The sequence below is a fragment of the Eudoraea adriatica DSM 19308 genome, assembly GCF_000382125.1.
GTDB classification, from domain to species: domain Bacteria; phylum Bacteroidota; class Bacteroidia; order Flavobacteriales; family Flavobacteriaceae; genus Eudoraea; species Eudoraea adriatica.
The window spans coordinates 21,183-38,729 of the sequence record NZ_KB907548.1; the positions used below are offsets into that span (position 1 = coordinate 21,183).

At 37.3% G+C, this 17,547-nt stretch carries 20 protein-coding genes; 12 read left to right on the forward strand and 8 right to left on the reverse strand.

What is annotated here, in order from left to right:
* The first annotated feature begins 175 nt into the window (after positions 1-175).
* Entirely contained in the window at positions 176-598 is a 423-nt protein-coding gene (locus G504_RS0107040; RefSeq protein ID WP_019669449.1) for an acyl-CoA thioesterase, read from the forward strand.
* Between the two features lie 30 nt (positions 599-628).
* On the opposite strand, the gene G504_RS0107045 is transcribed toward G504_RS0107040, so the two are convergent.
* The 4 genes from G504_RS0107045 to ribD are packed head-to-tail and all read right to left on the reverse strand — an operon-like array spanning position 629 to position 3,759.
* A complete protein-coding gene (locus tag G504_RS0107045) occupies positions 629-1,246 on the reverse strand; it encodes an IMPACT family protein (RefSeq protein WP_019669450.1) in 618 nt (205 codons plus the stop codon).
* Complete coding sequence (locus G504_RS0107050; protein WP_019669451.1) at positions 1,246-2,109, reverse strand: DMT family transporter; 864 nt, start codon at positions 2,107-2,109, stop codon at positions 1,246-1,248. Before G504_RS0107050 ends, G504_RS0107045 begins: the two co-directional genes overlap by 1 nt.
* A complete protein-coding gene (locus G504_RS0107055) occupies positions 2,103-2,714 on the reverse strand; it encodes an HAD-IA family hydrolase (protein WP_019669452.1) in 612 nt (203 codons plus the stop codon). Before G504_RS0107055 ends, G504_RS0107050 begins: the two co-directional genes overlap by 7 nt.
* Positions 2,707-3,759, reverse strand: coding sequence for a bifunctional diaminohydroxyphosphoribosylaminopyrimidine deaminase/5-amino-6-(5-phosphoribosylamino)uracil reductase RibD (gene ribD / locus G504_RS0107060; protein WP_026348444.1), 1,053 nt, complete (start codon positions 3,757-3,759; stop codon positions 2,707-2,709). Before ribD ends, G504_RS0107055 begins: the two co-directional genes overlap by 8 nt.
* A 100-nt stretch (positions 3,760-3,859) precedes the next feature.
* Here ribD and prmC point away from each other — a divergent pair, with 100 nt between their 5' ends.
* The 3 genes from prmC to ligA are packed head-to-tail and all read left to right on the forward strand — an operon-like array spanning position 3,860 to position 7,338.
* Positions 3,860-4,711 (forward strand): peptide chain release factor N(5)-glutamine methyltransferase, encoded by an 852-nt coding sequence (gene prmC / locus G504_RS0107065; RefSeq protein WP_019669454.1) that lies wholly within the window; start codon positions 3,860-3,862, stop codon positions 4,709-4,711.
* A 48-nt stretch (positions 4,712-4,759) separates the two neighbouring features.
* Positions 4,760-5,341: an LOG family protein gene (locus G504_RS0107070; RefSeq protein ID WP_019669455.1), complete on the forward strand. Its 582-nt coding sequence runs from the start codon at positions 4,760-4,762 to the stop codon at positions 5,339-5,341.
* A complete protein-coding gene (ligA, locus tag G504_RS0107075) occupies positions 5,341-7,338 on the forward strand; it encodes an NAD-dependent DNA ligase LigA (protein WP_019669456.1) in 1,998 nt (665 codons plus the stop codon). Before G504_RS0107070 ends, ligA begins: the two co-directional genes overlap by 1 nt.
* A gap of 52 nt (positions 7,339-7,390) precedes the next feature.
* Here the strand turns inward: ligA and G504_RS0107080 are convergent, their stop codons facing one another.
* Positions 7,391-8,158 (reverse strand): hypothetical protein, encoded by a 768-nt coding sequence (locus G504_RS0107080; RefSeq protein ID WP_019669457.1) that lies wholly within the window; start codon positions 8,156-8,158, stop codon positions 7,391-7,393.
* Positions 8,159-8,291: 133 nt separating this feature from the next.
* Here G504_RS0107080 and G504_RS0107085 point away from each other — a divergent pair, with 133 nt between their 5' ends.
* Positions 8,292-8,594 (forward strand): hypothetical protein, encoded by a 303-nt coding sequence (locus G504_RS0107085; RefSeq protein ID WP_019669458.1) that lies wholly within the window; start codon positions 8,292-8,294, stop codon positions 8,592-8,594.
* A gap of 45 nt (positions 8,595-8,639) precedes the next feature.
* On the opposite strand, the gene G504_RS0107090 is transcribed toward G504_RS0107085, so the two are convergent.
* The 3 genes from G504_RS0107090 to G504_RS0107100 are packed head-to-tail and all read right to left on the reverse strand — an operon-like array spanning position 8,640 to position 10,794.
* Entirely contained in the window at positions 8,640-9,086 is a 447-nt protein-coding gene (locus G504_RS0107090) for a hypothetical protein (protein ID WP_019669459.1), read from the reverse strand.
* Between the two features lie 29 nt (positions 9,087-9,115).
* Positions 9,116-10,027, reverse strand: coding sequence for a metallophosphatase (locus tag G504_RS0107095; protein WP_019669460.1), 912 nt, complete (start codon positions 10,025-10,027; stop codon positions 9,116-9,118).
* A gap of 2 nt (positions 10,028-10,029) precedes the next feature.
* The gene (locus tag G504_RS0107100; RefSeq protein ID WP_019669461.1) at positions 10,030-10,794 is read right to left on the reverse strand and encodes a 5'-nucleotidase C-terminal domain-containing protein; all 765 of its coding nucleotides are present in this window, start codon (positions 10,792-10,794) and stop codon (positions 10,030-10,032) included.
* Between the two features lie 66 nt (positions 10,795-10,860).
* On the opposite strand from G504_RS0107100, the gene G504_RS0107105 reads away from it, so the two are divergent.
* From G504_RS0107105 to recN, 7 genes are all read left to right on the forward strand, one after another.
* Positions 10,861-11,400, forward strand: coding sequence for a DUF6913 domain-containing protein (locus G504_RS0107105; protein ID WP_019669462.1), 540 nt, complete (start codon positions 10,861-10,863; stop codon positions 11,398-11,400).
* 11 nt (positions 11,401-11,411) lie between these two features.
* On the forward strand, positions 11,412-12,302 hold the full coding sequence (gene dapA / locus G504_RS0107110; RefSeq protein ID WP_019669463.1) for a 4-hydroxy-tetrahydrodipicolinate synthase: 891 nt from the start codon (positions 11,412-11,414) through the stop codon (positions 12,300-12,302).
* Between the two features lie 170 nt (positions 12,303-12,472).
* Positions 12,473-13,315, forward strand: coding sequence for an outer membrane protein assembly factor BamD (locus G504_RS0107115; RefSeq protein WP_019669464.1), 843 nt, complete (start codon positions 12,473-12,475; stop codon positions 13,313-13,315).
* Positions 13,316-13,317: 2 nt separating this feature from the next.
* Entirely contained in the window at positions 13,318-13,647 is a 330-nt protein-coding gene (locus G504_RS0107120) for a DNA-directed RNA polymerase subunit omega (RefSeq protein WP_026348446.1), read from the forward strand.
* Between the two features lies 1 nt (position 13,648).
* On the forward strand, positions 13,649-14,854 hold the full coding sequence (gene coaBC, locus G504_RS0107125) for a bifunctional phosphopantothenoylcysteine decarboxylase/phosphopantothenate--cysteine ligase CoaBC (RefSeq protein WP_019669466.1): 1,206 nt from the start codon (positions 13,649-13,651) through the stop codon (positions 14,852-14,854).
* Entirely contained in the window at positions 14,847-15,740 is an 894-nt protein-coding gene (gene porD / locus G504_RS0107130; RefSeq protein WP_019669467.1) for a type IX secretion system protein PorD, read from the forward strand. The genes coaBC and porD overlap by 8 nt, the downstream gene beginning before the upstream one ends.
* A gap of 60 nt (positions 15,741-15,800) precedes the next feature.
* A complete protein-coding gene (gene recN, locus G504_RS0107135) occupies positions 15,801-17,453 on the forward strand; it encodes a DNA repair protein RecN (RefSeq protein ID WP_019669468.1) in 1,653 nt (550 codons plus the stop codon).
* The last annotated feature ends 94 nt before the right edge of the window (positions 17,454-17,547 follow it).

Genomic DNA, 17,547 nt, shown 5'->3' on the forward strand with positions numbered 1-17,547 from the left:
TTAATCTTAGTTGATCAAGAAAATACTTGTTTTGTCATTCTCAAGAGCGAGACAAATATGTGAACAAATATTCTAAAAAAAAAATCATTTTGGGTTGAATTTTTTCTTTTTTTTTTGCATGTTCACCCCCCTCTTTAGGCCACTTAATAAATATATTGTTTTTAGCTGAAAAAATATGCATTTTTATCGATTTTCTTTTAGGGTACGTTACGGAGAAACGGATCAGATGGGCGTGGTATATCATGGGAATTATCCACAATACCTGGAGATGGGAAGGGTTGAATGGTTAAGGGATCTGGGTATTTCTTACAAAAGCATGGAAGAAAACGGAATTTTACTACCAGTAATTTCCTTACAGCTAAAATTTAAAAAATCTGCGGTTTATGATGACCTGATAACAGTGGTTACCAAATTAAAAAAAACACCTTCTGTCAGAATAGAATTTGACTATGAAATTTACAATGAAGCAAACGAACTTTTAGTAGAAGCAAACACAGTTTTGGCGTTTATAAATGCCAAAACAAAGAGACCGGTTAAATGCCCTGATTATCTGTTGAATAAACTCCTGGATCTCGATAATGATTCAAGAGTAAATTAGTCCCGGTTCGAATATTATTTCGTTTATTAACTAGCTGCCTAATTTAGTTATTGAGACTCCATAAACCCCTTTAAACATGTTTTCAGACTCAACCGCTTCGTTAAGCAATACAGCTATTGTAATAGTACATGTCATAGACATGTCCTGATTAACTATTTCTATCGAATTTTGTTTAATAAGCCGCATTACTTTGCTAAGCAGGGGATAGTCAAAGCACAATTCATATTTTACTTTGACCGACTTTTCTATAATTGAAGAAGATTCGAGTGCCATTTGTGCTGCTGTGCGATAAGCAGCTATGAGGCCGCCAACACCTAATTTGGTGCCACCAAAAATACGCGACACAACTATCAGAACATTTGTTAATTCCCAAGATTTTATTTGACCGTAAATTGGCATTCCCGCAGAGTTATTTGGTTCCCCATCATCATTTGCCCTGTACCTCTGCTTTTCTATGCCTAATCTCCATGCATAGCAAAAGTGACTTGCTGTTGGGTATTTTTTGCGAAGATTTTCTATAATTGTTTTTATATCCTTCTCATTCGCTACTGGAAAAACATGTGCATAAAACTTACTCTGGCGATCTTTATAAAGTATACTATCTGATGCCCCGGAGACTGTTTTATATTTACCTGCTTTATTTTCCATCAAAAAAATGTAACCAGCATAATACTAATAACGGCCATTATTATACCACCCCAGTTTTTAGCGCTTATTTTTTCTTTGAACAAAACAATTCCGAGTAAGGTCGAAAACATAACAATGGCCACATTATTTACAGTAAAAATTGAGGCGCTGTTCAGCGCTTCATTTTGTAGTGCCCTCAATAAAAAGTAGATTGAAAAGAAATTAGGAATCCCCAGCGCAATTCCTCCCAAAACGTTTTTGAAATTTAATTTCAGCGGTTTGTCAAAGGATCTTAAAAGGATAAATAAGATTCCGGCTAGCGCCGCGGCACCAAATACGGTAGCAGAAAATAGTGGAAATTCATTTGACGTAACATGGTTCTCTTCCATATATTTTAAACTGGCATCAATTATGCCTGAGCCTAAAAACACCATGATTGGCAATAAAAGAGATTTTCTCTGGATAGCCCTCGGAGTATCTTTTACAGAAGCAAAGTAAACGGCAGCAAGAGCCAAAACAATACCTGCCGATTTTAATAAACTGAGCTTTTCGCCGTAAAGTAATAGACCCAGTGCCACAGGGATCACAAAGGACATTTTGGTAGCAACGGAAGCTACCGATACCCCCAGGCGTTGTGCTGTTTTTGCCATAAGATTGAAGATCAGGATAAACAGAAAACCCAATGAGGCAGTGCCATAAAACCAATCATTTTCGTATAACTCATAAAGTTTTACTGGCTTTTCATAAAATAGAACGCCTACAAGACAAGCGGTAATATAATTTATAATAATCGCATAAATGGTTTGGATTTTATGCGTATCAAATAACTTAAAAATCACAAATATCAGACTTGAAAAAAAGATACTTAAAGAAAGGTCTAACATTTTGATATTTTGAATTTCAAGTCTGAAATGTCCTCTTTGCCAACATCCAGGTGCCAGCATCTAATACCTAATTCTGCAGCCGCCGTAGTGTGTTCACTGCTGTCATCTACAAAAAATGTCTTTTCTGCTTTAAGATTATTTGAATTCAGTACAAATTCGAAAATTTCGTGTTCCGGTTTTCTCAAATTTATCTCATGCGATAAATAGAATTTTTCAAAACAATTTTTAAAACGAGCGTACCTCTTTTTACCCATTCTTTGTTTAACAAAGTCTATGTGCAATTCATTTGTGTTGCTTAACAGGAATAGACGATAGTCCTTTTCCTCAGCCAATTTTTCAATAAACTTTAATCGATCTTCCGGGAAATCCAGTATTATGGAATTCCAGGCCCGGATTAAATTAAGTCTGCCGGCTTTGGGGAACATATAACTGGTTTGATCAAGAAAATACTCCGTAGTTACAAGACCTTTTTCATAAGCAGCAAATAATTCTGCAAGCTCAGGAGTAAGAGATTTAAAGCCAAACTTCTGCATTTCACGGGCAGTTGCTTGCTTGTCGAGATTTATAAAGACATCTCCAAAATCAAAAATGATATTCTCAATCATTTAAGAGCCTTTTTATAGTATTATTACCAATAATTTCTGTGGCTATCAGTTTGCCTTCAATATATGGCGCTTTTGTACCACTGCCAAAGGTGGTATCTCCTTCAATAATTCTAGCCTCATCCCAAAGTCCGGAATTGATAAAAGTAGCCAGGGTTTCCCCACCTCCTTCTATGAGAACACTGCTTACATTTTTTTCAAAGAGTATACTACAGATTTCTTCTGCAATATTCTTCTCAAAATCAATAATACCATATTCAATACCCGGGTGAAACTTTGTTTCATCTTGTAACTGAGTCAGAATAATAGTTCGGCAGGATTTATCATGGATATTTAGATCTTCAGGTAATTTTAGGGTTTTGTCTATAATTATTCGAATTGGAGAGGCACCATCCCAAAAACGAACATCTAATCTTGGATTATCAGCCAAAACGGTGTTTGTTCCAACCAGGATAGCCTGCTCTTCGCTCCGCCATTGATGCACGCGTTGCCGTGCAAAGGAATTACTAATCCAATATGGTTCCGGATTTCCTCGTCGTTTGTCCTTATCAGGTGCAATAAAACCATCCCTGGTCTCGGCCCATTTCAAAATAATATAAGGTCTTTGTTTTTCCTGAAAGGTTAAAAATCGCTTATGATGCTTCCTGCATTCAACTTCGAGTACTCCGGTTAATACTTCACAACCAGCTTCTTTAAGTTTCTTTATTCCACTTCCAGATACCTTTTTATTGGGATCCTGAATACCTATAATCACTTTTTGCAAGTTATTTTTAATGATCAGATCGGCGCAAGGAGGTGTTTTTCCATAATGGGCGCAGGGCTCCAGGGTAACATATAGGGTAGCTTTATTTAGAAGTGATTTGTCAGAAACAGAATTTATAGCATTTACTTCCGCATGTGGTCCGCCATATCTGCTTGTAAACCCTTCCCCGATTATTTTATCTTCACAGGTTATTACGCACCCAACCATTGGATTGGGAGCAGAAGAACCCAGGGCCTTTTTGCCCAATTCAATACAGCGCCCCATATATTTTTCGTGTATCTTCACCCGGCAAAAATAGGACATTCCCAGCGAAAAATGATACTGTGTTATTAATGCAGAAGCATATCCGGGTCAGGCCTGTTTTAAAGAAAAAAGTGCCATATCCATGTTGTTAAAGGAAATAAAAGAGATTTATCATAGGGAATTGGATGAAATTTATCCCAGGGAGGAAGTAGACAGTATGTTTTATCTCATAATAGAACATTTTTTGGGATTAGAACGATTTATTCTCGCTATAGATCCTGAAATTGTTATCACTAAGGAGGAAGAGCAATATATGTTTGAAGGTTTGTCAAAACTAAAGAAAGAACAGCCTATTCAATATGTTTTGGGGGAGACCACTTTTATGGATTTGAAATTTATGGTTAACGAATCGGTTCTTATTCCCAGGCCGGAAACCGAAGAGTTGGTAAACTGGGTACTTGAAGATATTGAAAATATAAATGATGTTTCTGAGATTATTGATATTGGAACCGGCAGTGGTTGTATTGCCATTTCTCTTGCTAAGCTCAAACCAAATCTCAAGGTCTCCGCTATTGATATATCGGGATCTGCGCTCGAATTAGCTAAAAAAAATGCTTTGTTAAATGAAGTAGATGTCCAATTTAATTTGGTGGATATTCTTAAAACCGGATCATTGCGCAAAAAATATGATATTATTATATCCAACCCACCCTATGTGAGGGAAATGGAGCGAGACAAAATGCGGAATAACGTTCTTCAAAATGAACCCTATTCAGCTTTGTTTGTACCTGATGGCAATCCACTTCTTTTTTATAGAGCGATAGCCGAAATGGCAAAGGAAAGCTTAAAGGAAAACGGCATGCTTTATTTTGAAATAAATCAGTATTTAGGAGAAGAATTAAAAACGCTTTTGAAGAATTTCAATTTTTCTGATGTTGAACTAAGAAAAGATATCTTTGGAAAGGATAGAATGATCAAAGCAAAGCTGCCTTGATAAAATGAAAATGTTTTTTAATATTTTTAGATTCCCAAAAAAAGCAGGATGAATAGTATTGTTGTCTTTTGTGGCAGTAGTGAAGGAAAAGACCCTATTATATTGGACACAGCGTATTCTTTGGGTAGAGAGATGGCAGAAAGGTCGATAAAACTAGTCTATGGAGCTGCAAGAATTGGTGTAATGGGTAAGCTGGCACAGGGGGCACTGGACTTTTCTGGGAATGTAATCGGAATAATCCCTGATTTTCTTAAGCACAAGGAAGTATTTCATGATGGTTTAACAGAATTGATCATAACGGAGAATATGCATGAACGTAAACTAAGGATGCATGAAATGTCTGAAGGCGTCATAATGCTCCCAGGGGGCTATGGTACTTTAGAGGAGTTTTTCGAAATGATAACATGGGCCCAATTGGGTCTTCATCAGAAGCCCATTGGGATACTTAATATCAACGGATTTTACGATAATTTAATGGGGATGCTCAATAAAATGGTCATTGAGGGATTCGTCAAAAAGGAAAACTATGATATGATACTCATAGACCATTCCATTGATGGTTTGCTGGATAGGATGCGATATTATATACCTCGGCATGTACCTAACTGGATAAACAAAGATCAGCTCTAATGAGTATAAAGGAAAAAATAGAAGCCTTGCGCGAGGAATTACGGGAACACAATTATAAGTACTATGTATTGGCCAGTCCAAGTATATCGGACTATGAGTTTGATATGAAACTAAAGGAGCTGCAGGCGCTCGAGGAGCAGTATCCAGAATATATGGATGCAACTTCGCCAACAATGCGAGTAGGAGGAGCTGTTACAAAAAGTTTTGAGACCGTGGTTCACGAACACAGGATGTATTCATTGGATAATTCCTATTCCAAAGAAGAGTTGTTGGATTGGGAAAAGCGGGTATTGCGTATTTTGGGTGATTCCGAAGTTAGTTTCACCTGTGAGTTAAAATATGATGGAGCTTCCATTAGCATAACTTATGAAAATGGTGAACTCGTAAGAGGAGTTACAAGAGGTGATGGATTTCAGGGAGATGATGTAACTGCAAACATAAGAACTATAAAATCTGTGCCTCTAAGACTTCGGGGAGATTTTCCATCAAAATTTCACATTCGTGGAGAAATTGTACTTCCCCTGGATGGCTTCGCCAGAATGAATGAGGAACGCGTCAATAGCGGGGAGGATCCTTATATGAACCCCCGTAACACTGCAGCTGGAAGCCTTAAATTACAGGATAGCTCACTTGTTGCGGAAAGACCTTTAGAATGCCTTCTGTATGGAATTACCGGAAATAATCTCAATTTCTCATCCCAGTATGAAATGCTTCTCAAAGCCCGGGAATGGGGTTTTAAAGTGCCTTCTGCAGCAAAGCTTTGTAAATCCACTGATGAAGTAATGGAGTATTTGGAATACTGGGATACTAAACGCCATGACCTTCCCTATGAAACGGACGGTGTTGTTGTAAAGGTTAACAGCTTTCAACATCAGGAGGAACTTGGGTATACAGCAAAGTCGCCAAGGTGGGCTCTTGCATATAAATTTAAGTCGGAACAAGCTGTCACACTACTTAATGAAATTACTTATCAGGTAGGCAGGACCGGGGCCATTACCCCTGTGGCAAATTTAGCACCGGTACTCCTTGCTGGAACAACGGTTAAAAGGGCTTCTTTGCACAATGCCGATCAAATAGCCAAGCTCGATATCCGCGAAGGGGATACGGTATTTGTAGAAAAAGGTGGTGAGATTATACCTAAGATTGTGGGTGTGGATTTATCTAAACGTCCTGCTAACTCCAGACCCACAATCTATATCACAAATTGTCCGGAATGTGGAACGGAATTGATTAGAAAAGAGGGTGAAGCACAGCATTTTTGCCCTAATGAAAATGGTTGTCCACCTCAGATAACCGGAAGAATACAACATTTTATTTCAAGAAAGGCCCTGGATATTGAAGGCTTGGGAATAGAAACTGTGGAAATGCTATATAAAGAAGGCCTGATAAATAATTATGCAGATTTGTACACACTAACAAAAGACCAGTTAATGCCTTTAGAACGAATGGCAGAGAAGTCTGCCGAGAATTTAATTAATGGTGTGGCAGCATCTGTAACTATTCCTTTTGAGCGTGTATTATTTGGACTTGGTATACGATACGTAGGCGAAACCGTAGCTAAGAAACTTGCAAAAGCTTATAAAAATATAGATGCATTAATGGCAGCTACAGCAGATGATTTGGTAATGGTAGATGAAATTGGGGAGAGAATTGCCGAGAGCACAGTAAATTTCTTTAGTGATGAAAAAAACAGGGATATTATAAACCGCCTAAAGGAATATGGCCTTCAATTTTCACTTACAGAGGAGCAATTAGATGCGCAAACGGAAAAACTAAAGGGTCAGAGCTTTGTGGTCTCCGGGGTATTCGAAAAAGTTAGCCGGACAGAATTAAAAAAGCATATCGAAGATAATGGGGGTAAAGTTAGCTCTTCAATTTCTTCAAAGACTTCTTTTGTAGTGGCAGGTGCCAATATGGGTCCAAGCAAAAAGATTAAGGCTGAAAATTTTGGTATTCCAATTATTTCGGAGGACGACTTTTTAGCTATGTTAAAATAAAACCCCTCTTTCCAAATAAAAAGAGAGGTTTAAGAAACTTCATGTTGGTCAATTAATCACCGCTCAGGTTTTTATCATATACCCAGATTTCATCCCAGCTGTTATCCATTACTTGTTCCATATTCCGAACAAAAGCATCCCAGGAGTCATCTCCATGAACTTTTGCAAAGGTTTTTCTAAATGTTGAATCCTCATCAAACTCAGCCCAATTTTTATAGAACCCTACAGTGGCAATATGCCTGCCTATTTTGGAGCCTTGTCTGAATTCATTATAATAAACACCCCATGCATTGTTACCTTCCATGGCTTTTATTGTTTTGCTGATAATTCCTAACATGGCCTCAGCGTTATGGCCGTGTTCACGGTTAACCTCCCAATATCTGATGAATTGAATGGGGTATAGGGAAGGATCACCTGTTAACATGTCGGTATTTGAGAGTTTTACATCACCTTTCCAATATTCTCCATATTCCATTTTCTTAACATAAGCCATTACATTATCTCTCCAGTCTTCATCATGGCCTCCTTCAGCAGGTCGGGAATCAAGGTGAGCATATTTCAATGGCCCCATCATCCAAACTATTTTTCCAATGTCCGGACCGCTTGAAATACTGTAAACCGTAGCCTTATAGGCACCTTCATTATGGTATTTTTTGTTATGAGCCCGCATATTTTCACCGAGAACTTTTAATTTAGTGTTATCCGGTGTCAAGACTATTGTTTCCCACATGGGTGCTTCGGCATCCTGTGCCTCAACTGTTGTAAGTGTGCCCAAAAAGAGCGAAACAACGAATAAAAAAGAAATTGATGTTTTTTTCATAATGATTGTGTTTAATTTTAAGTGATTAGTTATAAGGCTCAAGAAAAGATTATTTGTTTTTTAATTCAAATGAAAAAGGACCAAACATGTTAAAACATGTCCGAACCAACCAATTAAATTATCCAAGCGCAAAATGAACATTCCAGTTAGTTATGAAGATTTTTTAAAAGGGTGTCAAAATGATCATCCACCAAAGCCATGGTCAAAAGGATTGCAGGCGCTTTGGTATGACGCTAAAGCGAATTGGAATGCATCGCATGACATTGCCCAGGACTTGCCATCAGAACCGGGCTATTGGATGCATGCATATCTGCATCGCAAGGAAGGCGATCAATTCAACGCCAGTTATTGGTACAGAAGGGCAAGCAGGCCCTATCCCAGCATTACCCTGGATGAAGAATTTAAACTTTTGGTGGAATATGTCATAAGGAGCTAGATGCTTAACCGGGCTAAATGATCTATGATTTGATTGGTTAAAAACCTAAGGCTTAAAGAATTGAAGTTGTTTATCTTCAACTTCAATGCAAGCTTTCATTCCATATGCAAGCCCGGGAATTTTTGGCATGATTAGTTCAAGGATTGCTTTTTCCTGAATATGATCAACTTTGGTAAGTGGGTCTGGCATATAAATGAAACCTTTGTATTCTTTATCCTCAAAGCTTAGAGCAACATCAAAAAAATAAAAATTTTCCGGTGGGATATAATCAGACCAGGGGATAGCTTCGAAAAAATATTTCGGGTTACCTATAACAAATTCATAAGGGGAAATATCCAGATTGACAGTGCCTAAAAAGCAGGAAGACAAATCCAAGCCTCTTTCCATGAAATGAGGGAGTTGCTCATGCAAAGTACCCTTTGGATATCTATGACTGTCAGATAGGCCAGAAGCCACACCATGTCCTTTGCATATCAGTCCATTTACCTTCATTACTTTTTAAAATAGTGCCTTATTCTAAATCAGACTGTAATAGAGATCCCTTCTGACTGTATATTATTTTTAGAATCAAAATAAAAATCGATTCTGCCGAGATTTATTCCATAACACCCAACCTGATTTATCAAAACGGATTTATCCAAACGGTTTTGCCTGGTAACGGGTTTCTCTAAAAAGGTATGTGTGTGTCCGCCAATAATGAGATCAATATTATCAGTTTTTGCAGCCAATTTCAGATCACTTGGTCTTTGGTCATCCCGGTAGGAGTAGCCTAAATGAGATAAGCAAATTACCAAATCACATTTTTCTTCATTTTTTAACAAAACGCTCATGTCCTGGGCAATTTCAATAGGATTAAGATAAACAGTTTCCTTAAAAAGGTCCTTGCCAACAAGGCCATCCAGTTTTATTCCCAATCCAAATACGCCAATTTTAATGCCGTTAAGTAAAAATGTTTGGTAGGCTTCCACAAAGCCATTCATTACCGTATTTTTAAAGTCATAATTGGCCGAGAGCAATTTAAACCTGGCAAAAGGCAGTTGGGCTAAAAGGCCTTCAATCCCATTGTCAAAATCATGGTTGCCAATTGTTGCAGCATCGTATTTAAGCATGCTCATCAACTTAAACTCTAATTCTCCCCCGTAAAAATTAAAATAGGGCGTGCCCTGGAAAATATCTCCGGCATCCAATAATAGCGTGTTTGGATTTTCCTCTCTGATATTTTGAATTAATGTGGCTCTTCTGGCAACACCTCCCAGGTTAGCAAACAAACTGTGTTCTTTTGGAAAAGGATCTATATGACTGTGGACGTCATTTGTATGAAGAATAGTAATGCGTTTTGAATTCTGAAAACCACAACTATTTAATCCAAGTCCCCCCATGCCTATAAAGGCACTTCCGGCAATTGAATTTGTAACAAAATTGCGTCTATTCATTTCTATTCAATTATAATAAACCGGTCATCTACTTGAGCGGTTAGGGTATCTACTTTTTTAAAATAATCAATCATTGCATTCCTGATCAAATAGTTTAAGTCCAAAGTTTGCAGGCTATCCTTAAAAAACCCCATATTGCCGCCACCATTCACTAAATAATTGGAAGTGGCTACATTATAGGTTTTATTTTCATTAAATGGCAACCCATTAATATTAACGTTTTTAAGGGTTTTGTTTTTATTCAAAATAATCTGAATACCGGCTATAGGATGAGGATTTTTTGCATTTATCAGGAAGGAAACCAAATCCCTGACCGCCTTGCCTTTGAGAGCAACAACCACTATTGTATTATCAAATGGCATTACTTCAAAAGCCGTTCTGGCGTTAATTTTACCTTCAGAGATTATGCTTCGAATTCCCCCGTGATTTGAAATCACAAAATCTATTTCCTGACCGGTTCTCGATTGAAAAACAGGGTTGGCTTCACTGAATATTATATCAGCCATTAAATTTCCTGCTGAGGTATTGTATTTACCATCTTTCTTGGTGATTGGCCTGGGAGCATAGGCCAATGTGCTATCCAGAACTTCGTTTAGGCGATTTCTGTAGGGCTTTATAAATAAGTCTATGGAATCTGTTGCAAAAATAGAATCGGTTAAAGCGATCTGCTGGCCAGATATTTTACTCAGCTGTTTCGGAGCATCTTGGCAGGCATAAAGACAAATAATTGTTACAAAAATAACAAAATGTTGTATTTTTAAAATCATTATCCTTAGTATCTTAGCATAATAGTTGCATGGATATTAATTACATTTGCCTAAATACAAAGGTACATGTTTTTAAAGGCACTTAAAGAGAAATTTAAATACAAATCCGGCTTAAAATATCTAAAGGAACAAATTGAAAAACCTTCTGAGGAAGTCGCACGCAAAAACGGTATTACCTCAATTGCAATTATTGTAGATCTGGATAAATTTGATAAGGCGGAATTATTCTATGAATTTGTAGAAGATTTTAAATTAAGGCCCAATGCAGTTAAAATTATTGGTTATAAAAATTATTACGATAAGAATTCGCCTTATGCAACCCCTGTTTTCTCAGATAAGGACCTTGGCTGGAAAGGGGACATTGAAAATAGTTACGCACTGGAGTTTTTAAGCAGGGAATACGACATGTTGGTGAATTATTACAATGAAGAAAACTTAATGCTTCAGTTAATGACCGTAAAGACAAGGGCAAGAATAAATGTGGGTTTTGCGGAAATAGACGAGCGGCATAATGATCTGATATTGGAGACAACGCTTAGCGACTTTAATACTTTTAAGAAAGAACTTAAAAAATATCTTAAAGTCCTGGGTGAAATTGATGTTTGAAGTAAATAATTATGAAAAATTTGCTGGGAACCGGAGTTGCATTGATTACTCCTTTCAATCCGGATTTATCAATTGATATTGCTGCATTAAAGCGCATTGTAAACTATTGCATTGACGGAAATGTCGATTATCTTGTTATTTTGGGTACCACTGCTGAATCAGCAACGCTTACCAGCTCTGAAAAACAATTGGTTATTGATGCTGTGGTGCAGGAAAATGCCGGAAGACTTCCTATTGTTATTGGCATAGGAGGTAATAATACAATGCTTTTGGCGGCGGAATTAAAACAGATATCTCTTAAAGATTTTGCCGCGGTCCTATCCGTATCACCATATTACAACAAACCCACTCAGGAGGGAATATACCGACATTACAAAACTTTAGCACAAGCCTCTGCCAAGCCTCTTATTTTATACAATGTGCCGGGCAGAACGGGAAGTAATATTGAACCGGAAACCGTGCTGAGACTTGCACAGGATTGCACCAATGTTATAGGAATTAAGGAAGCTTCCGGAGATATAGCTCAGGTAAGAAGACTAATACGCATTTTACCCTCAGATTTTTTGGTAATTTCGGGGGATGATTTTTCAGCATTGCCAACCATTACAGCGGGGGGCGCAGGCGTTATTTCAGTTTTGGGTCAGGGTTTGCCGAATGAGTTTTCCAGGATGATCAAACTGGGATTGGGAGGCCAAGAAAATGAAGCCCGTGCCTTGCATAATTCAATGATGGAGGGAATGAAATTAATATTCAAAGAAGGAAATCCGGCAGGTATAAAATCGGTTTTGGAAGCCCATGGATTATGTGGCTCGGCAGTACGTTTACCTTTAGTTGAAGCCACACCACAACTTAAAGTAGAAATAGATAAATTTTTAAGAACTTTTTCAAAAATCAATGCGTAGTTTTTAGAACGGATTTTGCCTGTTATGGGATTTTCCTCAATTACAGTGCAATTGAAAAAGCCAAAATTGGGTTAAAACTTCATCTATATCACTTATTATTGATCTTTCAGGTGTTATCTTCGTGTTGAATTAATGTTTTTTATTCCGGCAATTATTCCTAATTTTGCAAAATGTTTTTCAGAACTAAATATTTTTATTTCCTACTCTTAGTTATTGTAACCCTGAATTCATGTGGTGAATACCAGAAGGTACTGAAAAAGCCTAACACAAAGGCGAAATATGAACTTGCAGAAAAACTATACAACGAGGGGGATTTTAAAAAGGCTAACCGCTTATTCGAACAAATTGCTCCGGGATACGTAGGAAAACCCCAGGGAGAGCGTGTAATGTTCTTTTTTGCAAACAGCTACTTTGAGATTAAGGATTATAATTTTGCCGGGTATCAGTTCGAACGTTTTTTAAAGTCATATCCCAAAAGCGATAAGGCTTCAGAAGCGGCTTTTCTTGGAGCAAAAAGCTATTATATGCTTTCACCAAGATATTCTGTAGATCAGACTGACACGGACAAGGCCCTTACTAAATTGCAGTTGTTTATTAACCTTTACCCGGAATCTGAGTATTTTGCAGAAGCCAATATAATGGCCAGGGAGTTAACAACTAAGAAAGAACGTAAAGAGTTTGAAGTTGCCAAACAATTTACAAAATTAGGCAAGTCTTATATTTTAGATTACAGCATTTCGGCAATAGCGGCCCTGGATAATTTTATTTCAGATAACCCGGGTTCAATTTATCGCGAGGATGCGCTTTATCTGAAAATTGAAGCAACTACAAATTTGGCAATAAACAGTACAGAGAATCGCAAAAAAGAGCGACTCGAGGAAGCAAAAATAGCTTATAACAATTTGTTTAAATACTACCCTGAAACCAAATATGCCGAAGTGGCCAATGAATTGATAGAAGAAGTAGATGAGCAATTAAACAATTATTCCGAACAAGAAAACCTTTCAAAATGAATATGAACGATTTGAAGAATTCCAAAGCCCCGGTTTCGACGGTTACCATCAATAGAAATGAGTTTGATGAGAAAACAGATAATATTTATGAAGCTATATCTGTAACGGCGAAAAGAGCAATCCAGATTAATTCTGAAATTAAAAAGGAACTTTTGGAAAAACTTGAAGAATTTGCTACTTACAGTGATAGCCTGGAGGAAGTATTTGAAAATAAAGAGCAAATCGAAGTTTCCAAGTTTTACGAAAAACTTCCCAAACCACATGCTTTGGCTGTCCTGGAATGGTTGGAAGATAAAATATACTACAGGAATACAGAGAAAGACCAGCAGTAATATGTTGAGCGGCAAGAAGATCCTTTTAGGTATTACCGGAGGTATAGCTGCTTACAAGACCACTTTTCTGGTTAGATTATTAATTAAGGCGGGCGCTGAGGTTAAGGTTATCTTAACTGAAAGCGCTCTTTCATTTGTTACCCCCCTTACCCTCGCTACTTTATCCAAAAATCCTGTGCTTACCAGTTTTATACAGGAAGAAGAAGCGAGTGTGGACTGGAACAACCATGTTGAACTTGGCTTGTGGGCAGATATAATGCTAATTGCTCCGGCTACTGCCAATACACTCAGTAAAATGGCAAATGGCAGCTGCGATAACCTTTTGCTGGCTACCTATTTCTCAGCTAAATGTGACGTATTCTTTGCACCGGCGATGGATCTTGATATGTACAAGCACCCGGCAACAAAAGCCAGCCTTAAAAAACTTGAGAATTTTGGCAATATTTTGATTCCTGCCGGAGAAGGCGAATTGGCAAGCGGATTATTTGGTGAAGGGCGTATGGCGGAACCGGAAGAAATTGTTCAGTTTATGCAGAATCATATTGCCGGTACCTTACCGTTAAAAGATAAAAAAATATTGATCACAGCAGGGCCGACTTATGAAGCGATTGACCCAGTGCGCTTCATCGGTAATCACTCATCAGGTCTTATGGGATTTGAATTGGCAAAAGCTGCGGCCAAACTTGGGGGTCAAGTTGTTTTAATTTCAGGACCTTCTCATTTAACAGCAGAGAGTCCGTCTATAGAAGTTGTAAGGGTTGTATCTGCACAGGAAATGTTTCATGCAGTCCACAGGTATTATGAGGATTGTGACATTGCTATTAGTGCTGCGGCTGTATCCGACTACAGACCAAGCAACGTATCCGAACAAAAAATTAAAAAAGACGGCGATACCCTTCAAATTAATCTGGTTAAAAATAAGGATATCCTTTTATCAATGGGAGATAAGAAGAAGCATCAATATTTAGTGGGTTTTGCATTGGAGACTGAAAACGAGTTGGAGAATGCCAAAAATAAATTGCGCAAAAAGAATTTGGATGCCATTGTTCTTAATTCACTGAATGACAAAGATGCTGGGTTCGGGAAATCGACAAACAAAATAACATTTATAGATAAGAATTCAGAGATAAAAACGTTTGAAGTAAAGAATAAGGCCGAAGTAGCCTTAGACATATTCAACGAAATCATCCATAGGGGTCATGCGTAATTTATTAATTTTCTTTTTTAGTTTTCTTTTTGCCAATTACATTAATGCCCAGGAACTTAACTGCACAATTACAGTTAATGCGGATCAGGTTAATCAGACCAACAGGCAAATATTTTTGACTTTAGAACGCGCTTTAAATGATTTTGTAAATAAAAGTCAATGGACGAACAGGATTTATAAGGAAAATGAGAGGGTTAATGCCAGAATGTTTATTACAGTAACGGACTATGCTTCTGACAGGTTTAGCGCAAACATTCAGATTCAGTCTTCCCGTCCCGTATTTAATACCTCCTATGAAAGCCCCATTTTTAATTATAAGGATAATGAGTTTAATTTTCGTTATATAGAATTTGAACCTTTGGTTTATAACCCAAATGTTTTTGATTCTAATTTGGTTGGGGTTATCTCTTATTATGTTTATATAATACTAGGCCTGGACGCAGATACATTTGCACTTGAAGGCGGTACAGAATTTTATAAAGAAGCACAACAAATTGTAAATCAGGCTCAGGGATCTGGTTCTTCAGGTTGGAGTCAGACTGCCTCGAATAATAGAACAAGATTTGTATTGGTAGATAACCTTTTGTCCAACACTTTTAGAGAATACAGGATTGCAATGTACAATTATCATCGAAAAGGGCTGGATATATTAGGGGATAACAATAGTACCGGCAAGCAGGTCATAGCAGGTTCTATGCGATTGTTCGAGACTTTAACTCAAAGAAGACCTAATGCATTCTTAATTCAAACTTTCTTCGATGCCAAATCAGAAGAAATACAAGATATTTTTTCAGATGGACCTAAAGTAGATATTGTTTCCCTAAAAGAGACTTTGAATAAAGTAGCACCATTTTATTCTTCTACCTGGGATGAAATAACCTATTAACCCCTTTCATTTCATTCCAATAATAATTTATCTTTACAGATCATATCATATACTGTAATTGTGCTGATAAATCTGTCTATAAAAAATTATGCATTAATTGATAATCTCAATGTTAACTTCACTGAGGGATTTACCACTATTACAGGTGAAACAGGAGCCGGGAAGTCTATTCTTTTAGGGGGGCTGTCCTTAGTTTTAGGTAAACGAGCAGACATGTCTTCACTAAAAGATAAAGAAGCCAAATGTGTAATTGAAGCTGTTTTTGATCTCAAAAATTATAATTTAAAGTCATTTTTCAATAAGAATGATCTGGAATATGAAACACATACCATTGTGCGAAGAGAAATCCATCCCAGTGGTAAATCGAGGGCATTTGTAAACGACTCGCCACTTACTCTGGATATATTGACACAATTGGGGAAACGACTTGTAGATATTCATTCACAGCACCAGACATTGCAGTTGACTGAGCATGATTTTCAGTTAAAGCTAATTGATGCATTTGCAGACAATGCAGGAATCCTGGATGCCTATACCATTAAACTGGGGAAATATAAGGCTACTTTACAGGAATTTGAAGAACTCATTGAATTTCAAAAAAATGCCAATAAAGAGCATGACTACAATGCCTTCCTGTTAAATGAATTGGATTCAATATACCTTGAAGAAGGGCTTCAGGAAAAACTGGAAGATCAATACGAACAATTGAATAACATTGAGACTGTCCTTGAAAATTTATCCAAAGGAAATCAGATACTGAAGGATGATCAGATAGGAATTATAAGTTTATTCCAGGAACTAAAGTCTATATTGGTAAAACTATCCGGTATTGGAAACAAATTTACACCACTTAGGGAGCGATTTGATTCCGTTTTTATTGAATTAAAAGACCTGGCCGAGGAAATGCAAATTATGCAGGAATCTATAGAGCCAGACCCCGGGAAACTTGAGGAAATTAATTCTAAATTGCAGGCCATATATGACCTGCAAAGAAAGCATGACGTATCTGATATTACTCAATTGATTGACATAAGGAAAACACTTGCAAACAAGGTTAGTGCGACACAAAATCTTGAAGAAGCAATAGAAGATAAAAGAAGTCTAATTGAAGGATTAAAAAAAGAACTGGATAAAGAAGCTGATTTGTTATCTGTTCGCAGAAAGAACGCGATCCCTGAAATAAAGCAAAAACTAGAAGCTTCTTTAAGCTCCCTTGGACTGCCTAATGCCACCTTTAAAATTGATACTATCCCCGCTGAAGAATATAAATCTAATGGCACTGATAAGCTGATATTTCTTTTTTCCGCAAATAAGGGATCGGATTACAATACTTTAAAAAAAGTTGCTTCAGGAGGAGAACTCTCCCGTATTATGCTGGTAATAAAATCGATTCTTGCGCGCTACGAGCACTTACCAACCTTAATGTTTGATGAGATAGATAGCGGTGTTTCCGGTGAAATATCAAACCGAATGGGAGATATTATGCATAAAATGAGCAGAAACATGCAGGTTTTTTCTATAACACATCTTCCCCAAATTGCCTCCAAGGGGGATCATCATTTTAAAGTGTTTAAAACCGATAAAGAGGATAGTACTCAAACCCAAATGAAAGAATTGCTGGAAGATGAGAGAGTATTTGAATTGGCAGAAATGCTGGGAGGGAAAAGCCTTTCAGATTCAGCACTTGCACATGCCCGTGAGCTTTTGAACTAAAAAGCCATATCTCAATACGGATTATATTTCCTTTGCAAAGTGTGTTTCAAATATCCGACAGGAGCGGTTTAGTTTCTACTTTTTTAGATATCTT

What these genes read in the sequence shown, in the direction of transcription:
- prmC (WP_019669454.1), top strand. Translation starts at nt 3,860, where the DNA reads ATGTTGTTAAAGGAAATAAAAGAGATTTATCATAGGGAATTGGATGAA.
- coaBC (WP_019669466.1), top strand. Translation starts at nt 13,649, where the DNA reads ATGTTGAGCGGCAAGAAGATCCTTTTAGGTATTACCGGAGGTATAGCT.
- G504_RS0107070 (WP_019669455.1), top strand. Translation starts at nt 4,760, where the DNA reads ATGAATAGTATTGTTGTCTTTTGTGGCAGTAGTGAAGGAAAAGACCCT.
- G504_RS0107120 (WP_026348446.1), top strand. Translation starts at nt 13,318, where the DNA reads ATGAACGATTTGAAGAATTCCAAAGCCCCGGTTTCGACGGTTACCATC.
- G504_RS0107055 (WP_019669452.1), bottom strand. Translation starts at nt 2,714, where the DNA reads ATGATTGAGAATATCATTTTTGATTTTGGAGATGTCTTTATAAATCTC.
- G504_RS0107115 (WP_019669464.1), top strand. Translation starts at nt 12,473, where the DNA reads ATGTTTTTCAGAACTAAATATTTTTATTTCCTACTCTTAGTTATTGTA.
- ligA (WP_019669456.1), top strand. Translation starts at nt 5,341, where the DNA reads ATGAGTATAAAGGAAAAAATAGAAGCCTTGCGCGAGGAATTACGGGAA.
- G504_RS0107040 (WP_019669449.1), top strand. Translation starts at nt 176, where the DNA reads ATGCATTTTTATCGATTTTCTTTTAGGGTACGTTACGGAGAAACGGAT.
- G504_RS0107085 (WP_019669458.1), top strand. Translation starts at nt 8,292, where the DNA reads ATGAACATTCCAGTTAGTTATGAAGATTTTTTAAAAGGGTGTCAAAAT.
- G504_RS0107100 (WP_019669461.1), bottom strand. Translation starts at nt 10,794, where the DNA reads ATGATTTTAAAAATACAACATTTTGTTATTTTTGTAACAATTATTTGT.
- G504_RS0107080 (WP_019669457.1), bottom strand. Translation starts at nt 8,158, where the DNA reads ATGAAAAAAACATCAATTTCTTTTTTATTCGTTGTTTCGCTCTTTTTG.
- G504_RS0107095 (WP_019669460.1), bottom strand. Translation starts at nt 10,027, where the DNA reads ATGAATAGACGCAATTTTGTTACAAATTCAATTGCCGGAAGTGCCTTT.
- porD (WP_019669467.1), top strand. Translation starts at nt 14,847, where the DNA reads ATGCGTAATTTATTAATTTTCTTTTTTAGTTTTCTTTTTGCCAATTAC.
- G504_RS0107105 (WP_019669462.1), top strand. Translation starts at nt 10,861, where the DNA reads ATGTTTTTAAAGGCACTTAAAGAGAAATTTAAATACAAATCCGGCTTA.
- G504_RS0107045 (WP_019669450.1), bottom strand. Translation starts at nt 1,246, where the DNA reads ATGGAAAATAAAGCAGGTAAATATAAAACAGTCTCCGGGGCATCAGAT.
- dapA (WP_019669463.1), top strand. Translation starts at nt 11,412, where the DNA reads ATGAAAAATTTGCTGGGAACCGGAGTTGCATTGATTACTCCTTTCAAT.
- G504_RS0107090 (WP_019669459.1), bottom strand. Translation starts at nt 9,086, where the DNA reads ATGAAGGTAAATGGACTGATATGCAAAGGACATGGTGTGGCTTCTGGC.
- G504_RS0107050 (WP_019669451.1), bottom strand. Translation starts at nt 2,109, where the DNA reads ATGTTAGACCTTTCTTTAAGTATCTTTTTTTCAAGTCTGATATTTGTG.